This window comes from Flavobacterium plantiphilum (genome assembly GCF_046000495.1).
GTDB lineage: Bacteria > Bacteroidota > Bacteroidia > Flavobacteriales > Flavobacteriaceae > Flavobacterium > Flavobacterium plantiphilum.
In genome coordinates this window covers 355179-376172 of sequence record NZ_JBELQA010000005.1, presented here as the reverse complement: position 1 = coordinate 376172, position 20994 = coordinate 355179, and the positions used below count along the sequence as shown (strand labels likewise).

General features: G+C 32.4%; 17 protein-coding genes. 2 read left to right on the top strand and 15 right to left on the bottom strand.

From position 1 onward, the window contains the following. Nucleotides 1-50: 50 nt before the first annotated feature. Nucleotides 51-1328, bottom strand: coding sequence for a kynureninase (gene kynU, locus ABS764_RS10945; protein ID WP_408081835.1), 1278 nt, complete (start codon nt 1326-1328; stop codon nt 51-53). Nucleotides 1329-1474: 146 nt separating this feature from the next. Here kynU and ABS764_RS10940 point away from each other — a divergent pair, with 146 nt between their 5' ends. Then, nucleotides 1475-2209, top strand: a complete 735-nt coding sequence (locus tag ABS764_RS10940; RefSeq protein ID WP_408081834.1) for an SIMPL domain-containing protein — start codon at nt 1475-1477, stop codon at nt 2207-2209. Nucleotides 2210-2292: 83 nt separating this feature from the next. On the opposite strand, the gene queA is transcribed toward ABS764_RS10940, so the two are convergent. The 11 genes from queA to rsgA all read right to left on the bottom strand — a co-directional run bounded on the left by queA (nt 2293) and on the right by rsgA (nt 17396). Continuing rightward, nucleotides 2293-3342: a tRNA preQ1(34) S-adenosylmethionine ribosyltransferase-isomerase QueA gene (gene queA, locus ABS764_RS10935; RefSeq protein WP_408081833.1), complete on the bottom strand. Its 1050-nt coding sequence runs from the start codon at nt 3340-3342 to the stop codon at nt 2293-2295. A 171-nt stretch (nt 3343-3513) separates the two neighbouring features. Further along, a complete protein-coding gene (gene aroA / locus ABS764_RS10930; RefSeq protein WP_408081832.1) occupies nt 3514-4743 on the bottom strand; it encodes a 3-phosphoshikimate 1-carboxyvinyltransferase in 1230 nt (409 codons plus the stop codon). Between the two features lie 113 nt (nt 4744-4856). Continuing rightward, on the bottom strand, nt 4857-5183 hold the full coding sequence (locus tag ABS764_RS10925; RefSeq protein WP_035661076.1) for a nucleotide pyrophosphohydrolase: 327 nt from the start codon (nt 5181-5183) through the stop codon (nt 4857-4859). 3 nt (nt 5184-5186) lie between these two features. Beyond that, on the bottom strand, nt 5187-7187 hold the full coding sequence (locus ABS764_RS10920) for a DUF3857 domain-containing protein (protein ID WP_408081831.1): 2001 nt from the start codon (nt 7185-7187) through the stop codon (nt 5187-5189). A gap of 4 nt (nt 7188-7191) precedes the next feature. Next, entirely contained in the window at nt 7192-9213 is a 2022-nt protein-coding gene (locus tag ABS764_RS10915; protein ID WP_408081830.1) for a DUF3857 domain-containing protein, read from the bottom strand. Between the two features lie 6 nt (nt 9214-9219). Beyond that, the gene (locus ABS764_RS10910; RefSeq protein ID WP_408081829.1) at nt 9220-11130 is read right to left on the bottom strand and encodes a DUF3857 domain-containing protein; all 1911 of its coding nucleotides are present in this window, start codon (nt 11128-11130) and stop codon (nt 9220-9222) included. A 143-nt stretch (nt 11131-11273) separates the two neighbouring features. After that, entirely contained in the window at nt 11274-12779 is a 1506-nt protein-coding gene (locus ABS764_RS10905; RefSeq protein ID WP_408081828.1) for an ATP-binding protein, read from the bottom strand. A gap of 258 nt (nt 12780-13037) precedes the next feature. Then, nucleotides 13038-13418 (bottom strand): DUF7793 family protein, encoded by a 381-nt coding sequence (locus ABS764_RS10900; RefSeq protein WP_408081827.1) that lies wholly within the window; start codon nt 13416-13418, stop codon nt 13038-13040. 22 nt (nt 13419-13440) lie between these two features. Then, complete coding sequence (locus ABS764_RS10895) at nt 13441-15858, bottom strand: aminotransferase class I/II-fold pyridoxal phosphate-dependent enzyme (protein WP_408081826.1); 2418 nt, start codon at nt 15856-15858, stop codon at nt 13441-13443. 108 nt (nt 15859-15966) lie between these two features. Further along, nucleotides 15967-16419, bottom strand: coding sequence for a D-aminoacyl-tRNA deacylase (gene dtd / locus ABS764_RS10890; RefSeq protein ID WP_408081825.1), 453 nt, complete (start codon nt 16417-16419; stop codon nt 15967-15969). Beyond that, nucleotides 16419-17396: a ribosome small subunit-dependent GTPase A gene (gene rsgA / locus ABS764_RS10885; RefSeq protein WP_408081824.1), complete on the bottom strand. Its 978-nt coding sequence runs from the start codon at nt 17394-17396 to the stop codon at nt 16419-16421. The genes dtd and rsgA overlap by 1 nt, the downstream gene beginning before the upstream one ends. A 178-nt stretch (nt 17397-17574) precedes the next feature. Here rsgA and ABS764_RS10880 point away from each other — a divergent pair, with 178 nt between their 5' ends. Then, nucleotides 17575-18297 (top strand): DUF3667 domain-containing protein, encoded by a 723-nt coding sequence (locus ABS764_RS10880; protein WP_408081823.1) that lies wholly within the window; start codon nt 17575-17577, stop codon nt 18295-18297. A gap of 93 nt (nt 18298-18390) precedes the next feature. On the opposite strand, the gene ABS764_RS10875 is transcribed toward ABS764_RS10880, so the two are convergent. The 3 genes from ABS764_RS10875 to ABS764_RS10865 form a co-directional block, all read right to left on the bottom strand. Next, nucleotides 18391-18915, bottom strand: coding sequence for a hypothetical protein (locus ABS764_RS10875; protein WP_408081822.1), 525 nt, complete (start codon nt 18913-18915; stop codon nt 18391-18393). 88 nt (nt 18916-19003) lie between these two features. Then, a complete protein-coding gene (locus ABS764_RS10870) occupies nt 19004-20083 on the bottom strand; it encodes a chorismate mutase (RefSeq protein WP_408081821.1) in 1080 nt (359 codons plus the stop codon). Nucleotides 20084-20136: 53 nt separating this feature from the next. Then, a complete protein-coding gene (locus tag ABS764_RS10865; RefSeq protein WP_408081820.1) occupies nt 20137-20994 on the bottom strand; it encodes a prephenate dehydrogenase in 858 nt (285 codons plus the stop codon).

Sequence of the window (20994 nt, the reverse complement as noted above, 5' to 3'; positions counted from 1 at the left end):
AGCCATGAATTCAGGAACATATATGTATTCGTGAATCGTGGCTTCACGAGTTATTTTTCTAAAATTCCTTTTTTTAATATTTGTCCAAAATGGTACATATCTTCAAAAGAACAATATAAAGGAACCGGTGCCAGACGAATGACATTAGGCTCTCTCCAATCAGTAATCACACCATTTTTCATTAAATAATCGAATAAACTACGGCCTTCACCATGAAGAAAAACGGATAATTGACTGGCTCTTTCGGCTGGATTTGATGGTGTAATAATTTCAAAATTACTATCGACTTCCTTGTCAATTTCGTGCAGAATAAATTCTAAGTATGCTGTAATTTTATCTCTTTTTTCAATCAGCGCCTCCATTCCTATTTCGGCAAACATTTCTACCGAAGCCAGATAAGGAGCCAAAGATAAAACAGGCAAATTACTAATTTGCCAGCCATCAGCGCCCTGAACTGGATCAAAATCAGGTTCCATTTTAAAACGCCGCTCTTTATTATGTCCCCACCATCCGGCAAACCTTGGCAAATCCGGATTATTATGATGTTTCTCGTGAACAAAACAACCGGAAGCATTCCCTGGTCCTGAATTCATATATTTATAACTGCACCAGGCGGCAAAATCTACATCCCAATCATGCAATTCTAATTTAACATTTCCTGCTGCATGTGCTAAATCCCAACCTACGTAAGCTCCTACTGCTTTTCCCGCAGCTGTAATGGCTTTCATATCAAAAACCTGACCCGTGTAATAATTTACTCCGCCTATTAAAACCAAAGCCAGTTCCTCTCCAACTTCGTCAATTTTAGCAATAACATCTTCCGTACGGATATTATGTTCTCCCTCTCGACGTTTAATTTCAACAATAGCTTCGTCTGGATTAAAACCATGAAAACGTATTTGACTTTGTAACATATATTGGTCAGAAGGAAAGGCTTTTTCTTCGCAAATTATTTTAAATCTTGTTTTTGTAGGCCTATAAAAAGAAACCATCAGCAAATGGAGGTTTACCGTAAGCGTATTCATTACCGTAACTTCAGACGGTTTTGCGCCTACAATTTTACTCAAAGGCTCAGCAAAACGTTCCTGATAATCCCACCAGGGTTTTTTAGCATAAAAATGACCTTCAACCGCAAGATTTGCCCAGTCATTCATAATTTCGTCAATATAAGCTTTAGTACGTTTGGGCTGTAAGCCTAAGGAATTACCTGTAAAATAAATAACCTTTTTATTATTTACTTCAGGAAAATAAAATTCGTTTCTGTATTTGTGTAAAGGATCCTGCGAATCCAATTGCTGCGCAAATGCTCTGGTATTTTCAAAAATCATAATGTGACTTGCATTTTGTTTTGTAAAAGTAACTAAAAAAGGAAAAACTACCTTATAAAGAATCCTATCAAAATTAAATTACAGTTAAATCATGAGGCTTCAAAACCATATTTTATTATATTTGATTGAATCTAAACCCTTTTGTTATGCTTAAAAACAACCTCAATGTGATCATTATTGCTATTGCAATGGTAACATCAGCCTATTTATTTTCGAATGCGTTTCAGAATCGGAATAAAAACACTGATACGATAAGTGTAACGGGATTAGGAAAAACTGATTTTGTTTCAGACTTAATTGTCTGGAGTGGTTCCTTTTCCAGAAAAAGCCCTACGTTAAAAGAAGCCTATGCCTCATTAGATGCCGACAGAGAAAAAATTAAAAGTTATTTATCCGGCAAAGGGATTACAGCCAGTGAAATCGTTTTTTCGGCAGTAAATTTCAATAAAGATTATGAGACTACTTATAACGAAAACGGAACGGTCAGACAAACTCTTTTTAGCGGATTCACCTTAACTCAAAGTGTCACTATTCAATCTAAAGAAGTCAATAAAATTGAAGATGTATCAAGACAATCCAGTGAATTAATCAATTCAGGTATCGAATTTTACTCTAATGCACCTGAATATTATTACACTAAACTGGCGGAATTAAAGATAAAAATGATTGCCGAAGCTACAAAAGATGCCAGCACCAGAGCTAAAAGCATTGCTGAAAATGCAGATGCTGATTTAGGAAATTTAAAAAAATCAGACATGGGGGTTTTCCAGATTATTGGTCAGAATTCCTCTGAAGATTATTCATATGGTGGCTCTTTTAACACACAATCTAAAAACAAAACAGCAACTATTACGGTTCGATTAGTATATCAGGTTGATTAGACTAAAATCTTTTTTAAAACAAAAAACTCGTCTCGTTTTTTAGAACGAGACGAGTTTTTTTAGTGAATTAACCTTTATTGTGATTAGATGATTAACATTGCATCACCGTAAGAATAGAATTTATATTTTTCTTTGATTGCTTCTTCATAAGCTTTTTTCATTAAATCATGACCACAGAATGCTGAAATCATCATTAATAAAGTTGATTTTGGAGTATGAAAATTAGTAATCATACAAGTTGCCACACTAAAATCATGCGGTGGAAAGATGAATTTATTGGTCCATCCTTCAAATGGATTCAAAGTGTTTTGAGAAGAAACAGAACTTTCAATTGCACGCATTGATGTGGTTCCTACAGCACATACACGCTTTCTTTTTCCCTTAGCTTCATTCACAATATCACAAGCTTCCTGAGTAATTTTTAATTCTTCAGAATCCATTTTATGTTTAGACAAATCTTCTACCTCAACCGGGTTGAAAGTTCCTAAACCTACGTGAAGGGTAACTTCTGCAAATTTAACTCCTTTAATTTCCAATCGCTTTAATAAATGCTTGGAAAAGTGCAATCCTGCAGTTGGTGCTGCCACAGCTCCTTCTTCTTTAGCATAAATTGTCTGGTAACGTTCCGCATCTTCCGGAGTTACCTCTCTGTTGATATATTTAGGAATTGGAGTTTCTCCAAGTTCAGTAAGTTTATTTCTGAATTCTTCATAAGAACCATCATAAAGAAAACGTAATGTTCTTCCTCGGGAAGTTGTATTATCAATCACCTCTGCAACTAATGAATCATCATCCCCAAAATACAATTTGTTACCAATTCTGATTTTACGTGCAGGATCTACTAATACGTCCCAAAGACGTTGTTCCGCATTTAATTCTCTTAACAAAAACACTTCAATTCTTGCTCCTGTTTTTTCTTTATTCCCGTATAAACGGGCAGGAAAAACTTTAGTGTTGTTCAAAATCATTACATCTCCATCGTCAAAATAATCGATAACATCTTTGAACATTTTGTGCTCGATGGTTTGTTTTTTACGATCAATAACCATTAAACGAGCTTCATCTCTGTTTTCTGCTGGAAACTCAGCCAGAAGTTCTTTGGGTAAGTCAAAATTAAAATGTGATAATTTCATATTATAGATTAAATTGTAGATTTTAGATTTTAGTTTACAAACAACTAAAAAATCTTTCGGCTGCAAATATACGATTGTGAAACAGGCGTTGTCAAGTATTTTGCTGTTTAATTTAAAATTAAAACAACAAAGTCTCAAAGAGTCAGTATTTTAAGGATGTAACCAGAAGTTTTACCCAACCAAATCAGAAACTTTATAGCCTAATTTTTCCATATCAGTCCAAAAATCAGGATATGATTTAGAAACTACATCGGCATTTTCGATAATAATTGGCACTTTTAAGGCTAATGGAGCAAAAGCCATTGCCATTCTGTGATCATTATAAGTCCCAATACGAATGTTTGAATTAATATCTGAAGTAGCCACTAAAGTCAAACTATCATTAGTAACTGAAATATTAGCCCCTAGTTTACTTAACTCAATGCGTAAAGCTTCTAGCCTGTCGGTTTCTTTAATTTTTAAGGTATGAAGACCTGTAAGGTGACAACCAATTCCTAAACCAAGACAGGTAACCACAATAGTTTGCGCAATGTCCGGAGTATGATTCAAATCGAAAGTGACATCTTCGTATTTGAATTTTTTAGTTTTTGTTAAAGTAATAGTATCGCCATTAAACTGAGTTTCAACACCCATTTCTTTATAGATTGTTACTAAAGCCGAATCCCCTTGCAAGCTAGATTCTTTGTAGCTTGTTAATGAAATAGAAGCTTCGTCTGACAGAGCTGCCAAACTAAAAAAGTAAGAAGCCGAACTCCAATCGGACTCCACAGTCATTACTTTTGATTCTACATCTTGTTGAGGCCATACTTTAATTACATTGCCCTCAAAACTGGTTTGAATATTTAAATCATTCAATAAAGCCAGCGTCATTTTGATATAAGGAATGGAAGTGATTTCTCCTTCCAACGTTAGCTCGATACCGTTTTCTAATTTGGGAGCTACTAATAATAAAGCTGAAATGTACTGACTGCTTACATTAGCAGCCATATTTACTTTAGCCTTAGTGATTTTTTGTCCTTTAATTTTAATGGGCGGATACCCTTCTTCTTTTAAAAAAGAAATATCGGCTCCTAACTGACGTAAAGCTTCCACCAAAATTTTCACAGGACGCTCCTGCATACGGCTGGAACCGGTTAAAACCACTTCGCGACCTTCTTTTACCGCAAAATAAGCAGTAAGAAAACGCATAGCTGTTCCTGCATGATGAATATCTACTACTTCTTCATTCCCGCTCAATGCCATTTGCATTACTTCGCTATCATCAGAATTAGAGGTATTCGCCAAAGTAATATTAGCGAACAAAGCCTGCAATAATAATAATCTGTTCGTTTCGCTTTTAGATCCTGTAACTGCTATCTGAGCATTTAGGTTGTTATTAGTTGCCTGAAGTAGTAAATTCATTTTTTAAATTATTAGTGATAAAATTACTCGTTAATGTCTATGCAATTAACGTATATAATTTGAGGGCGCAATTTAGCACTCCTCACTCACAATTCATAATTCGCAACAGATATTTATTTCAATTTCTCGTTGTTTTTGTGACGGTCTTTATCGCGAACCGATTTCAAATCCATTTTTTTATCAAAAGCGGCTTGCAAATCGATTCCCGTTTGATTAGCCAGACACAACACTACAAAAACCACATCGGCTAGTTCTTCACCTAAATCTTTATTTTTATCTGATTCTTTTTCCGATTGCTCACCGTAACGACGGGCAATAATTCGGGCTACCTCACCTACCTCTTCCGTAAGCTGAGCCATATTAGTTAATTCATTAAAATAACGAACACCGTGTTCTTTTATCCAGGTATCTACGTCTAGTTGGGCGTTTTTTAAGTTCATTTTTTATATTCTTTTAAGCACTATTTTTTCATGTTGCATTTCAATCATTTTTTGATAGAAACTTTTTAAACCCTCATAAAGATCCGCAGCAGCGATTCCAATGTTTATTTCTTTTGAAACAGCTATCTGAATATTATCCCCATTCACGACACTATTGACAGAAAAAGTTAAAGACTTGTCCTCAGTTGCCATCTTTAGTTGTTTAGGAATAGACTCCACTTCATAGCCTTCCGGAATTTTAAAATTCAAATTGTATTTTTCTTGTCGTGGATATCCAAAATACACAGGCATTTTTCTTTTTTCCTGAACAAAAGGATTTTTATCTATTGTAAAAAATAACATTGGATTAATATACATTTTTCCCCCTATAACTTCACAATGATTATTAGTGGCAAAAGTAAATTTTTCAACAACAGCTTTTGACAAATTAGTATCCTTATTTTCGACACTATAATCACTTATGCTAATTCCATTAAACTCATTTTCTTTTTTTTCAAGATAATTTTCGCTTTTCATATTAGCTTCTCTTTCTCTAAAAACCAGTGCCTCATAATCTGTTTTCTGCACTAAATATTTTCCGGATATACTACCGTCATCAGCAACAGAAACTATTAAATTAAAAAACTCCTTCGATGGCTTATCAGGTATTAGTTTTATCTCCTCAGAAGTTTCATCCTGTCGTATGAGTCTTCCATTCCAGTTTAATGCATATAAAGGTAAAACATTGTTGGTGGTATATTTGTTAGCTGCATCCAATAAAATCCTTTCACCGTTAACGTCAACAGCAGCAACAACATAATTAAAAACAGTTCTGTTAGGAAAAACAGGAATTCCATGTTCAACAGTACTTAATAAGACAGGATTAGCTGTAATCCCTGCCAAATTCAGCATATTTATTAGGTTAAAATTAATTTCAGCAACATTTCCTGTCCTGTCAAGATAAGCTTGTTTCACTCCTTTATCGGTGTAATATCCGTATTTGCCATTCCAGTTCATTTTATTTTGAATAAACTGGAAAACAATATTTGTTTTTTCAGAATCCGATATAGTTTTATCCTGATTATTGATAATTCTCTTTAAATCTTCTATAAGATACAATCGCTCCTGTAATTCTTTACCAAAAGTTTTATCGGCATAAATGGTTCTTGCTACACCATCCCATGTTTGAGAATAATCTTTGACCGGCTGATTAGGATACCTGGTTGTCTCTAACTCATATTGCAACGATGATTTATAATTATTGATATTATCTACATAATTTTCTTTTAACAACGGTGGTACATCATCTACATCGAACGTTGACTTTATTTGCTTATAACTAAATGATGATGTCTGTTTGTATTCATTGTCATAAGTTTGAGAAGCATATTCCATCTTGGAATCTGATTTTACTTTTACATAGCCCGTAAGTAATGGTTTGTAAATGAAATATTCCGGAATTTCACTACAATATTCTACATGATTTGCCGGGATAGGATATTGAATCTGAAACACAGGAAATTTAGTTAAATTCTCCGATATAATGATGTATTTAAGCTCAATAACCGACCCCACTTTTACATTAGGCATTGTTATTGTTGCTTTTTTCCAGTTTTCATTAACATTATCTTTAAAAGTACCTTCATTATTTAGTTTAGTTTTTACTATAGACCCATTTTCAATATTATAGGTAACTCCGTCAGAAAAACGAACCATTTCATCACTTAAATTCTGATACCCCACATAGTATGGAATTTCAAAATTAGCCCAATCTAAACCTTCTTTTTTGTATATTTTAATTCTAATCTGGATTTCATGATTAACATAAAAACCCTTTTTAATATCATAATTAAAATATGTTCGTCCTCTTTTAAATAATATAGCCCCAACTGCTGAAGAGTCTTTTGGATGTATTTTTTCTTTTAGTTCTCCAATAGAAACTTTTCCTAATCGAAAGTCCTGTGCGTTTATACTAAGAACCATCAAAAGCAACAAAACCATAATCATTAAAATCTTATTTTTCATGGTTTCAGATTTTAGTTAAAACGATTTTTTCATTCTGCTTTTCAATCATTTTTTGATAATACGATTTTAAAGCTATATAATCTTCTGAAAGAACCATAGAAGCATTTATTTGATTTGAAACCGAAACCTGAATAAAATCTTCATTCAAATTAGTTAAATATCTAAACACACCTAAATCGTCATTCATTTTCAATGTTACAGACTGAGGTAAGCTCTCTACTTTATAACCCTTAGGTATTTGAATATTCACAGCATACTTGTCCTGAAAAGGATAACCATAATCTACCGGATATTCTCTGACATCCTGCTTAAAAGGATTTTGTCTTCGGGTAAGAAACAATAAGGGATTAATATAAATTTTACCACCTATAATCTCACTTAAATTATTCCCTGTAAAAGAATAAGATTCAATTACAGGTAAATTAATTTCTTTGTCATTTTGTAAAGAATATTCATTTATTTCAATTTTATTATTGTTGTTTTCTAATTTTTCAAGATAATCGTCCTTCTTAACGCCCTTCATTTCGTTTCTAAAAACCATTGCAGTATGTGCTGTTTTTTGACTCCTCAATTTTCCTAAAACTTCTCCTTTATCATTAATTGAATAATTCAAAGCTTTTAATTCCAGAGAGGATTTTTTAGGCATTAAATCCACAGCTGTTGAAGTTCCGTCTTTTCTAATCAGTCTTCCTAACCAATTTAAAGTTCTAAAAGGCAAAACATCTGGCTCTGAAAAAGGATCGGATCCATCTAATAAAACCATGTTATCCCCATTTTCAACGGCTGCAATTACATAATTAAAAGCAGTTCTGTTAGGGAAAAACGAAATCCCATTAGATCTTGTACTCAACAAAACCGGATTAGCATTTAAGCCTGCATACCGGAGCATTGCTGTAAGCATTAAATTAATTTCGGCTATATTTCCTGTTTTATCCTTATAAGCTTTTTTTACTCCATCATTACAGGAATAACCATAATACTCATTCCACTTCACAGCCGATTTTACAAATTTTAATATTGCAGCGATTTTTTCCTGTTGTGTATTTAAACCGGAAAGAATCACTTTTAAATCATCTTCAAAATATCCTGTTTTATTTAATTCAGGACCAAAATCTTCATACTCATATATTGTTTTTACTACAGCCTCCCAATTATTCGAATACATTTTCTGCATAGTATTAGGAAATTTAGTCATAGATAATTCCTGCTCCAAACTAGTGGTGTAATTTCTGATGTTATTAACAAAAGCTTCATCTTGTATAGCCGGCATATTCTCGGCCAAATAAGTTGTTTTTGTTTCTGTATAGTCTATATCCTCGCTTGTATAATTAGTACTTACTGGTCCACCAAAACCGTTAGCTACTCTTTCCTTAGAATCAATTCTTATTGACCTTGAATTCTTAACAACATTTATTGTTGGACGTATAAATCCTTTCACATTAGTATTGAAAACAAAATATTCAGGAACATAATTACTATATTCCGAATAATTTACCGGGATATCTGATTGAAAATGCCAATCTTTAGGACTTCCTATATTAGGGGAATGCAAGGTATATTGATATTCAATTATTGAACCTTCTTTAACATTCGGCATTGTTATTTTTTTTTGTCCCCAATATTTATTTATTACCTCATCAAATTCTCCATCACTTTTGAGTTTTGTTTTTTCTATTTTACCGTCTACCAAATTATATGTTACTGTTTCTGAAAACGAAACCTTTTCTCTTAAATTATTAACTAAATAATAGCTGACTTTTTTATTAGCCCAATCATAACCTTCTTTTTTGTAGATTTTTATTCTGGTTTTAACCACTAACTCTATTTCGAAACCTTTATCCTGGCTGTAAACAAACCTATTTTCTGCTTTTTCAAAAAGAACCGCTGCTACTGCCGAAGAATCTTTCGGATGTTTTTTCTCTTTTAGTTCTTCAACAGAAACTTTACCCAGTCGAAAGTCCTGTCCTTTAGAACTAAAAATTATCAAAAAGAAAAAAACAGTTGTTAATAAAAAATTTGTTCTCATATACTTTTAGATTTTGGTTAAAATAATTTTAGCATTATCATTTCTGGAAACCTGTTCCATAAAAAGACGGTATTGATCATATTCAGTATTAGAATAAAAACCTTTATGGATATGTAAGGTTCTTCTATAAACTAAATGATTGGTATCTTTTTTTAAAATTTCAGTCTTATACTCCCCAAACTTAGAATTTAATTCAAAATTAGACGGCAGGAATTCAATAGCAAACCCAGTTGGTAACATCAATGCTATCTCATCTACATCCACATATCCACGCTGAATTTCAAATGGGTTTTTACGATTTCTTATTCTCTTAACAGCACCAGTATTTTGATTGTAAGCATTAATAACAAAAATCATCTTTGCCCCCGAAACCGTTGCATAACTGGCTGCATTCATGGTAACATCTTCTACAAAAACCACTTTCTTTTTATCATTATAGAAATTGATTTTAGCTAATTTCAAATTATTAATACTACTCCAATAGTCTTTATAATGCATTTCTTTTTGATTAGGCTGGCTGTTTTCTAATCCGGCTTTGTTACTGTATTGAAAACCTTCTGATGCAATAGTTATATTCCCTGACAGATTCCCTTTCTCATCAATGCTGTAAGTTCCTTTGCTGTCCTGCAAATTATCTTTATCTTCATAAACTTTAGTTCTGACGATTTCCCCTCCAGTTGGTTTTACTACTAATACGGATCTGTCATCTGTAAATTTACCCTGATATCCAAAAGGATTATCCTGACTGGTACATTCCAACCATATATACCCCTCTTTATCCGGTATTGCTAAAATCATATGATCACCCTGTATCGAAACAAAATCAGCAATAATATCTCTTTTATAAGTATCGCCGTAAAGAATAGTATTGTAAGATGGAACATCGACTACATCCAAAAGTGCTCTGGTATAATTGGTTAATGCTTTACAATCTCCATAACCCAAACGATCAACATCATTAGCCAGCATAGGTTTCCATCCTCCTATTCCCACCTGAATACTTACATATCTTGATTTTTTCTGAACATAATCATATACAATCCGGGCTTTACTAACAGGATCTTTTTCATCCCCTACAAGTGCTTTAATTTTATTAACTGTTTCAGGAGACAGCTGAGTGGTACCTTTTAAAATTTCATCATAATACCATTTTCCAAATTCTTTCCAGGATTTTGCAGTACCATCTTCACCTTCAAGATGAAACTTTTCTAAGCTCATCATTAATCGCGGAAAAATTGTTGAAGCAGCACAATAAGGTTCTTTCTTTTGAGCAAAAATTGCTGCAGCCTTATAGCTCAGCTGCGTATTTGTATCTACTGTTTTCTGAATATTAAATCCTGAAAAATTAAATTCTTTACTCTTAAAACCAAGATCATCCGGATAAGACACATTTAGGATACTTTGTTCTGTCCCAACAAGAAAATCCTTAACAGGAAACCAGTTAGGAATAAAAGCAGTATTTGAAGTTTCTACTTCGCTATCATAAATTACAGTAAAAGGATATTGCACAGGAGTATAATCTAAATAAATATACCTAGCATCTGAAAAAAGAGTGCTCCCACTTATCGCACTTACGTCTTTAAAATCTTTCTTTTTGATTTTTTTAATTTCATTACCAAAAGCATTGATAATTTTTGCTTCTACACTTTTAACCGAAGTCGTTTTGTCATAATTTTCAAAAGCATCAATAGCCGACAAGCCATTTTCATTAAAAACAGTTATAATTTTGTGAGTTCTAATGGTCATGCTTTTTTGGGAAGAAATAACGATATCCAATTGATTTAATCGGATTACTGCGTTTGCATTTTCTTTTAAACTATCCGCAATAAGAGAGACGGCATATTCATTTTTCTGAGCCTGTAGTTTACATAAAAAAAACAACAGAACTATAACAAACCAATTTCTTGTGATTTTCATAATGAATTTAAGAATAGATAGAATTATCAAAAATAAAAAAAATCAGACAAAACACAAATAATCTGATATTTATTATTAAGATACTTATTATTAATATGAAATAAAAAACTGGATTGTATAAAATCCAGAGGAGAAGTTTTGCTTTAATTTTTCTTTTCAAGCAATTCTATAATAATCTGATGTAATTCTTCAGCATTAAACGGTTTTGAGACATAACGGTTAATACCCACTGCTTTACAGGCTTCATCAACCAAACCTGTTACCACAGCAGACAATGCTATAATGGGAGTATTTTTCTTAGTATGATTTTTCAGGTCTCTAATAGCCGAAGCTGCTTCGTAACCATTCATTACAGGCATCATCAGATCCATTAAAATCAAGTCAAAATCTTCTTTCATCAAGGCCTCAATAGCTAATTTTCCGTTAGCAACAATCACACAATCCATATTAAACTGTGATAATACTTTTTGCGTCAACATTTGATTCACATGATTGTCTTCGGCTAATAAAATCTTAATTTTTCTTTTCCGGTTACCTTGTACCGGCTTTTTTTCATTTTTTATTAACTCCTCTGATGCCTCAAAATAATATGCTCCTTTAGGGAATGGAAGCAATACTGTAAATTTAGTCCCTACATTTAATTTACTTTTTACCTGAATGTCGCCATTCATCATATCGATTATTTTTTTAACAATCGCCAAGCCCAGACCTGTTCCGTTTTCAATCCCCGCAACACTATTACTGACCTGAATATAAGGATTAAAAATACCCTGTAACTGATCCGAAGGTATTCCTATACCGGTATCTTTTACAATTATTTTTATAAGATAAGATTCATCTTCTTCAATCAGTCTGATTTTTAAACGGATTTTACCTCTTTCAGGAGTAAATTTGACTGAATTGCTTATTAAATTAAACAATATTTGAGAAATTCTAACTGAATCTCCAATAAGTATTGCAGGCACATTACTATTTGTTAATATCTGAAAATCTATATTTTTCTCTTGTGCTTTAATTGCAAAAGAGTCATAAATTAACCGGGTCAGTTGAGATAAACTAAATGGTTTGTTAGTAAGTATTATTTTCCCTGATTCTATTTTGGCTAAGTCCAAAATATCATTAATGATGACCAGCAAAATATCTCCTGACATTTTAATGAAATCTAACTGTTGTTTTTGTTCAGGATTTAACGACGGATTATTCAACAACAAGTTTGTAAAACCTAAAATTCCATTAAGAGGTGTTCTAATTTCATGGCTCATATTAGACAAGAACTGATCTCTTGCTGAAGCCAGCTGCTCAGAACGGTCTTTTTCTTTTACTAATTTTTCATTTATAGATTCTAATAGTTTTTTAGAAACCATGACATCTTTTAATTCTTCCACATAAGTATTAAACCCCATGCAAAAGACATCTAATTCATCATTAGCATCCGAAACAGGCAGATAATTAAAAAAATCACCTGCATAACAGTTAGACATCTGCTCAATAATACCTTCTGTTCTGTTCTTTTTTGAAGTCATTTTTTCAGATAAAAAGACTAATTCTTCATAAACATCATCCAAAGTATCTCCATGAGTGAGTTGCTCCTGAAACTCATCTTCATTTATAGACCGTACTAAGGCTAATATTTTCTCTAATTTAGACATTTGATATTTATCTCATTAACTTCATTAAAAGCTATTTTTCGCATACAAAAATAACCGAAAACAAATCTTACTTATTAAAACCGAAAGATAGTAATTGTCTTTCAAAAAAAAGAACATTTTGTAATAATTTTAAATTAAAATATTTAAAATGCCATACTAATCAAAAATCAAGTACTTAGTAACTTAAAAATTAACCGATTATTTTTTTAATGTAATTTTCTTTCATACTTTCTAATTAACTCTAATCTGTCACAATTATTATATTTTTCCCTGAATTTCTCTCAACCAATTCACTGCATTCTCTTGCTTAGTAAAACCTTTTAAAGGAATTATAGGTCTTTTTAATTTCATAAAAGCATTGAGAGTAAATTTTGTAATATGAGAATTCAATAATACTGCACAGGCATGTAAATATTCCTGTCCGTGAATATCGGCATAATCACGGGCATCTTTATCATAGGATTTAATACCATCAAAATCATAACACCAATATTGTTTTTCACCGGCTGATATCTGATGACGCAAATCAATTAAGATTTTTACTTTTTCTATATCAATAATCACCGGTTTTTTAAATTGAGAATAAAGAATACCATCTTCTATCCAAAATTTAACAAAATCATTTGCCACTTCTTTCATATTCGCAATTTATTTTTTGTATTCAACCTACGTTTGAATACGATTCAATTAGTTCTAAATTATAAGTTTCGTCTACCTTTAAATAAGCCCATGTAGGAATTGTCAAAGCTAAATATTTTTGCTTTTCAAAATCAGCTGTCAGTCCTAAATATGTGATTTTTTTATTAAGATCATTTCCCCTCTTTACCATTTGAAACATTGCCTGTTTATATACATGATGTGAATCGATATAATTATAATCCAATCCAACAATTAACGGACAATAATGATGATCTCCAACATAACTAAAAACAACAGCAACTAACTGATTATTCTCCTTCAGACTAATTTCAATAAATTCCCATTCTTTGTATTTAGAAAGAATTTCAGGCATTTTAGCAGGATACTGAAAAAAGTTATAGGAATAATTCGCTTTCTTAACATTTTCAAATAAATTAAAATACAAAATTGCTTCCTTATCTGTAATTTCATTTTTAATTTTTATTTCAAACTTATCCAGATTTCTAATGGCATATTGTTTAATATTATCACGTTTCTTTTTGGATTTTATCAGTGCCATTAAATCATCAGGAGTTTCCCATTTAGGATTCTGAATAACATTAGTGTTTGGCATTCTCATTTTGGCGAATCCTTCCTCTTCTATTATTTGAGTAAGTATACTCTCTTTTTCAAAATCTCTAAATATAACAGTTGTCGCCTTAATCTCTTTTTTTGTTTTAGATACAAAATCAAATAAACAATTAACCGAATTTCTCCATTCAGGATGTTGCGTATCCTGATAAATAAAATCACCCTCACAAAACAAAGACCCCATTGCCAAAGTTTTAGAACACAAATAATACGGATCAGCCTTACGTACTTCTTCTATTTGTTTAGACACATTTTCTGGTGCAACTATATCGTCCTTATAAATGGCCCCTGTAAAAAAAGTAGCTAATATTACCTTAGCTGCTTTATCTCTAACTATAATATAATGAAAACTCCAGTTTTCTTCCGGCTTCTCATTATCGGAAAAAATTTCTTCCATTGCCCGCATTCCTGAATGACTTATATTTCCTCTGTCCTGAAACATACAGTCCCAATCGGCAGGATTTATATCATGTATACTTGTATATTCTTCAACAACTAAGTTCGAATTATTTATCGGTTTAATTAATGAATTATTTGCCTTTTTTTTCAAATGAAATCCAAATTCCTGATACACTCTTTCAACACAATCTCCTTCTTCTTCAATCGCTTTAGGCAAATGATATGCCATCGCATCAGTCAACAGCTCAATATCAGCTTTTGTATTATGACGGGTTAATGTAAATCGAAGTCCTGATTTATCATTAGGCACCACCGGAAAAGTAGCTGTGTTCACATAAATTCCTTGCTGTAAAATACGATGAACAAAATTACGCGTTACTTTATTCAAACCACTCCCTATAAAATAAATAGGAGAATCCGGTGATGAAATATTAGGCAGATTTTTTTCTTTTAAACACCCATTCATGTAATGCATCAAATCTCTCAATTCAGCTTGATAGGTATAAATATCATTCGACAAATGAATTTTTGCAGAAGCAATTGCCGCACCGGCACTCGCTGGCGATAGCGGATGAGAATAACTTAATGGACCTCCAAAAATATCGGTTCTTCTGTACATCTCCGAATCAGCAAAAATAGCCGTTCCTCCTACACAACCAAACCCCTTAGCCAATGTTGAAATTATAACAATACGTTCGTTAACTCCTAATTGCTCATAAATATAGCCCGCACCATTTTTTCCAGCCCAACCCATTCCATGTGCATCATCAAAATACAAATGCAATTTAGGATATTTGTTCAGTAACTGTTTTAAAATAGTGGTATCCGGTAAATCGCCGTGCATTGAATAAACTCCATCAGCCATATACCAGATACGGTTGTATTTGTTGTAGTTTTCCCGAATCATTTCTTCCAGCATTTCATAATTAGAATGCCTTACCATTTTTACTTCTGTACCTAGTAATTTAGCATTTTTACATGGGAATTGTACACTAAAGTGAACCTGCTGATCCAGAATTATTAAATCGTCAGGTTTAATAATAGTAGCAATTACAGAAATATGTGCATTGGATGTTGATGTATAACAAATCACCTTGTTTCCGTCAAAAACCTGAGACATTAATTCTTCCAGTTCCTGAATATAAGGGGGACGTATATAAGCCCGGGACATCGATAATTGTGTTCCAAACTTTTTTGTTAACTCAATTGAACCCGCTATCAAATCGGGATGGATTTCTAAACCTAAATACCCACAGGTTCCAAAATTTATTAAATCACGACCTTTAATCCTGAATTTTTCACCATTAAAACTTTGTTCCTCCGAATTAATATGCATGATTCCTTTTTCCTTTGCAGAGGTCCACATATTATCAACAACATCTAAATAATTATTATGGTTTATTTTGGCCAAGATTCTTGTCTTTATTAAGTTATAACTAAGTATTAAATTTGTTGCAACCTCAAATTTAACAATTAAAAAACAATAAAAAAATCAATGGGAAAGTATACTACAAAAAAGCTATTCCTTGTTTTTAGTATCCATGATAATAGTTACTGGACCATCATTAATTAAGCTCACTTTCATATCGGCTCCAAACTGACCAGTTTGCACTTTTTTACCGATTTCCTGTTCTAATTTTTGAACAAAATTTTCATAAAGCGGAATAGCAATTTCAGGCTTTGATGCCTTAATATAAGAAGGGCGATTTCCTTTTTTAGTAGCTGCATGCAATGTAAACTGACTTACCACAATAATATCGCCATCAATATCCTGAACCGATAAGTTCATAATATCATTTTCATCACCAAAAATTCGAAGCTTAGCGATTTTAGCCGTTAGCCAATCAATATCTTCCTGAGTATCGGCATCTTCAATACCTACAAGAACCAATAAACCTTTTTGAATCGAAGCTACTATTTGGGAATCTATCGCAACAGAAGCTTCAGCAACTCTTTGAATGACTGCTCTCATTAACCTCTGGATTTATCGCTGTTTTTTCGATCATCATCATAAATATCTGTTCGATAATGCTCATCATCACCTTCTAATAGTTTTAAGTAACTGTTATAACGGGACCAGGAAATCTCTTCGTTTTCTAAGGCTTCTTTGACAGCACATTTGGGTTCTTCTTTGTGCAAGCAATTATTAAATTTGCATTTATCTTTTAGTTTAAAAAACTCGGGGAAATAATCACTGATTTCTTCTTTCTCCATATCAACCACTCCAAAACCACGAATTCCTGGCGTATCGATAATTTTGGCACCAAAAGAAAGATCAAACATTTCAGCAAAAGTTGTAGTATGTTGTCCTTGCGAATGCGAATCTGAAATTTGTTTGGTTTTTAAATTCAAGCCCGGTTCGATAGCATTTACTAAAGTGGATTTCCCCACACCGGAATGACCAGAGAACATGCTCACTTTATCTTTCATTAAAGCAGTCAATTTATCTAAACCTTTGTCTTCCTGAGCAGAAACACGCAAACATTGATAGCCTATTTTTTCATAAGTATATTGCAGAAACAACTGTTCGTCTAAAGCCTCTTCATCAAAAGTGTCTATTTTATTAAAAACTAAAATAGCCTCAATTCCATAAGCTTCAGCAGTTACTAAAAACCGATCTATAAAACTAGTCGTTGTAGGCGGATTATTAATCGTGACTAACAAGAAAACGATATCAATATTAGAAGCAATAATATGCGTTTGTTTAGAAAGATTAACCGATTTTCGAACAATATAATTTTTCCTGTCCTGAATGGTATTAATCACTCCTGTAACTTGATCATTAGATTCTTCTAATTCAAAATCAACCCGGTCGCCCACAGCTATAGGATTGGTACTTTTAATACCTTTCATCCTAAACTTTCCTTTTATCCTGCAATCCACAAAATTCCCTTCATCGGATTTTACGGTGTACCAGCTTCCTGTTGATTTATAAACGATTCCTGTCATTTGCAATTTTAGATTTCTGAATTCAGATTTTAGATTAGAATGTTTGCAAAGATAAAATTTTGTTTTAGGTTTACAGTTGAAAGTGCTTTTTATCTATTAAAAAGGTTTGATTTCTATCAAAATGACTTTGGTAACAATATCTTACTCAATAATATAATTGATAAACAATGGATGTAATATGCAAAAACTGTGGTCAATTTACACTGGACATTATTGTAATAATTGTGGACAGCCCACAGCCACACATCAATTAAATTCTCATTTTTTATGGCAAGAAATCCGACGCAGCTTGCTACATTTTGATATTGGAATTTTATACTCTGTCAAACAACTATTCACAAGACCTGGTCATTCTATAAGAGAATTTATTGAAGGAAAGCGTGTTAGACATTTCAAACCCATTTCTTTAGTTCTTTTAATGGCAACATTATATGGTTTTTTGTATCATTATTATAATATTAGATTTTCAAACACTACTTCTGGAACGGGTGTGGATTCTGCTGAAATTAATAACTGGATGGGTAGTCATTATGCTTGGGTAACACTTTTGACTATTCCGCTTTACACTATTGGAACCAAGATTGCTTTTAAAAAACAACGTTATAATCTAGTTGAATATTTCATTCTTAACACCTACATCGCCTCTCAAAGGCTAATCGTTCATATTGCCCTATTCCCTTTACTTTATTTTTACAATGGAACGAGCACAATGAGAACTATTACTCTAATTATTTACATTATTGATACGGTATTCATTTTTTGGGTTAATGGACAATTTTTTAATAATTTAAGCCTGAAAAGAACATTCTTATTGACTTTATTAGGCCAATTATTATTTTTAATTAGCTTGACTATAACAATTTTAATATCTATTTTTATCTACGAAGCAGTAATAAACTAAGCTTTTCAATGAAAATTTAGCATAAAAAAATCCCTTTAACTTTTTTAAGTCAAAGGGATTTCTGCTTTTATGAATAAAAAATACTGTACCAAATTAGTACTTATACCCAATACCTTTTTTAATAGCCTGAGAACCACCTAATTGATTAGAATTAAAACCAACCGTCGCTTTATCAGCGGTCATTAATATAAATGGGCAACCAACAATTGCAGCTGCTTTTTTTAATTTCATTTCCGCTTTTTTATCTGCCGTATTTCCAGTATGATAATTAATCAAACCTGTTTTACCTCTAACTTCTTCTCCTTTTTTAAGACCAGCTGCATATCCTTTATCTTCTAAAATAACTACTTTTTCCCAATCTTCTTCTCCTTTAATCTCAATTTTATCCGTAATATTCTCTACACGACCACTTTTTCCATAGACAATTTTTTCAACTGCATATTTGCTTAAAGTATTTTCAGCATCTTCTCCGTCATATTTAAACACAATTGTATATTCTTCAAGTTTTACAACTTTTCCGTTCACAGTTTCTCCATTGTGTTTTGTAATCACATCATTCTGAGCATTCATAACATTTAAACCTAAAATCAAAGCACCGACTAGTAAAATTCTTTTCATAGTTATTTTTTTAATTATTTGACAATGCAATGATACAAAAAAACCTACAATCACTTGTAGGTTTTTTATAAATATGATTAAAATTCAATTATCCGTTGATAATTTTTTCCTGGTGTTCAATACTTTCCTGGTGAATTGATTTGAATAATTTAGTAATAAATTCTTCTGACAATCCTTTTTTAGAACCTTCTGCCACCATTTTCTCCTGGATTTCATTCCAACGGTTGTTTTGCAACACAGCTACATTGTTCTCTTTTTTCACCTGACCAATTTCGTCAGCTACTTTCATTCTTTTTCCTAAAAGCTCTAATAAATTAGCATCTAAAACGTCGATGTTAGCTCTTAATTTTGTCATTTTATTTTCAAAATCGCTATCTCCGCTTACTTTTCTAATTTTTAAGTCTTTCAAGATTTGTTTTAACGCATCTGGAGTAACTTGTTGAGCAGCATCAGACCAAGCATTATCTGGATCAATATGCGTTTCGATAATCATACCATCATAGTTCAAATCCAAAGCTTCTTGAGTTACTTCAAGAATCATGTTACGGTTTCCTGTAATGTGAGATGGATCAATGATTAATGGTAAATCAGGGAATTTATTTTGCAATTCGATAGCAATTTGCCATTCTGGAATATTTCTGTATTTTGTTTTCTCATAAGTAGAGAAACCTCTATGAATAACTCCTAAATTCTTGATACCAGCCATGTGTAAACGCTCTACACCACCTAACCATAAAGCCATATCTGGATTTACTGGATTCTTAACCAATACAATTTTATCAGTTCCAGCTAATGTATCTGCAATTTCCTGAACTGCAAATGGGTTTGCTGTTGTACGAGCTCCAACCCATAATACATCGATATCATATTCTAAAGCTAATTTACAGTGAGCAGCAGTAGCAACCTCAGTTCCCATCAACAATCCTGTTTCTTCTTTAGCTTTTTTCAACCATTTTAATCCTATTTCTCCAATTCCTTCAAATCCTCCTGGACGAGTTCTTGGTTTCCAAATTCCTGCTCTAAAAACACTTACATCAGAATTTTTCAATTCGTGAGCAATTTTCAATACTTGCTCTTCTGTTTCAGCACTACAAGGTCCTGCTATCACAAATGGATGATTCAATTTGAAAGCATCCAACCAATTTCTCATTTCTTTCTTGTTTTCCATTTTTTTTAATTATTTATTTCCTTTTTTATTGTGTTGTTTTTATTTTCTGTTCTCTATTTTTTAACGCTTATTCCGTTTAATATTTCTCTAATTTTATTTACACTGGCCATTTCATCATATATCGCTTTGTAATCATCCTGAGCTAATAAATCTCTAAATTGTGACAGATTAGAAATATACTCTTCTAATGATTCTAACACCTGAGCTTTATTTTGTTCAAAGATTGGTGTCCACATTGCCGGTGAACTTTTGGCTAATCGCACCGTACTTTCGAAACCGGAACCCGCCATATCAAAAATATCCTGTTCGTGCTTTTCTTTTTCAATTACCGTCTTTCCTAACATAAAGGAACTAATGTGCGATAAATGCGAAACATAAGCAATATGTTTATCATGCGATTTTGGATCCATATAACGAATACGCATTCCCAGATTTTTAAAAACTTCCAATGCTTTTTCCTGTAACTTAAAAGCCGTTTTTTCTACTTCGCAAATAATATTTGTTTTATCTCTAAACAAATTTCTCAATGCTGCCGAAGGTCCTGAAAATTCTGTTCCCGCAATAGGATGAGTTGCAATAAAATTTCTTCGTTTAGGATGATTTGCTATTGCTTTGCAAATTGGATTCTTTGTCGAACCCACTTCTAAAACAATGGCGTTATCATCAACCAAATCCAGCACTTGAGGTAATAAACTAATAGCAACATTTACAGGAACCGAAACAATTACAAAATCAGCCTGAGCTAAATCTTCCATTGTAGCCGCAACATCAATAACACCTAACTTCAATGCTTGTTCAACATGGTTTTCATTAGTGTCTATTCCGTAAATTGTAGCTTCAGGATAAAGTGCTTTGATGTCTAAAACCATCGAACCCCCTATTAATCCTATACCTATTACAAATACTTTCAT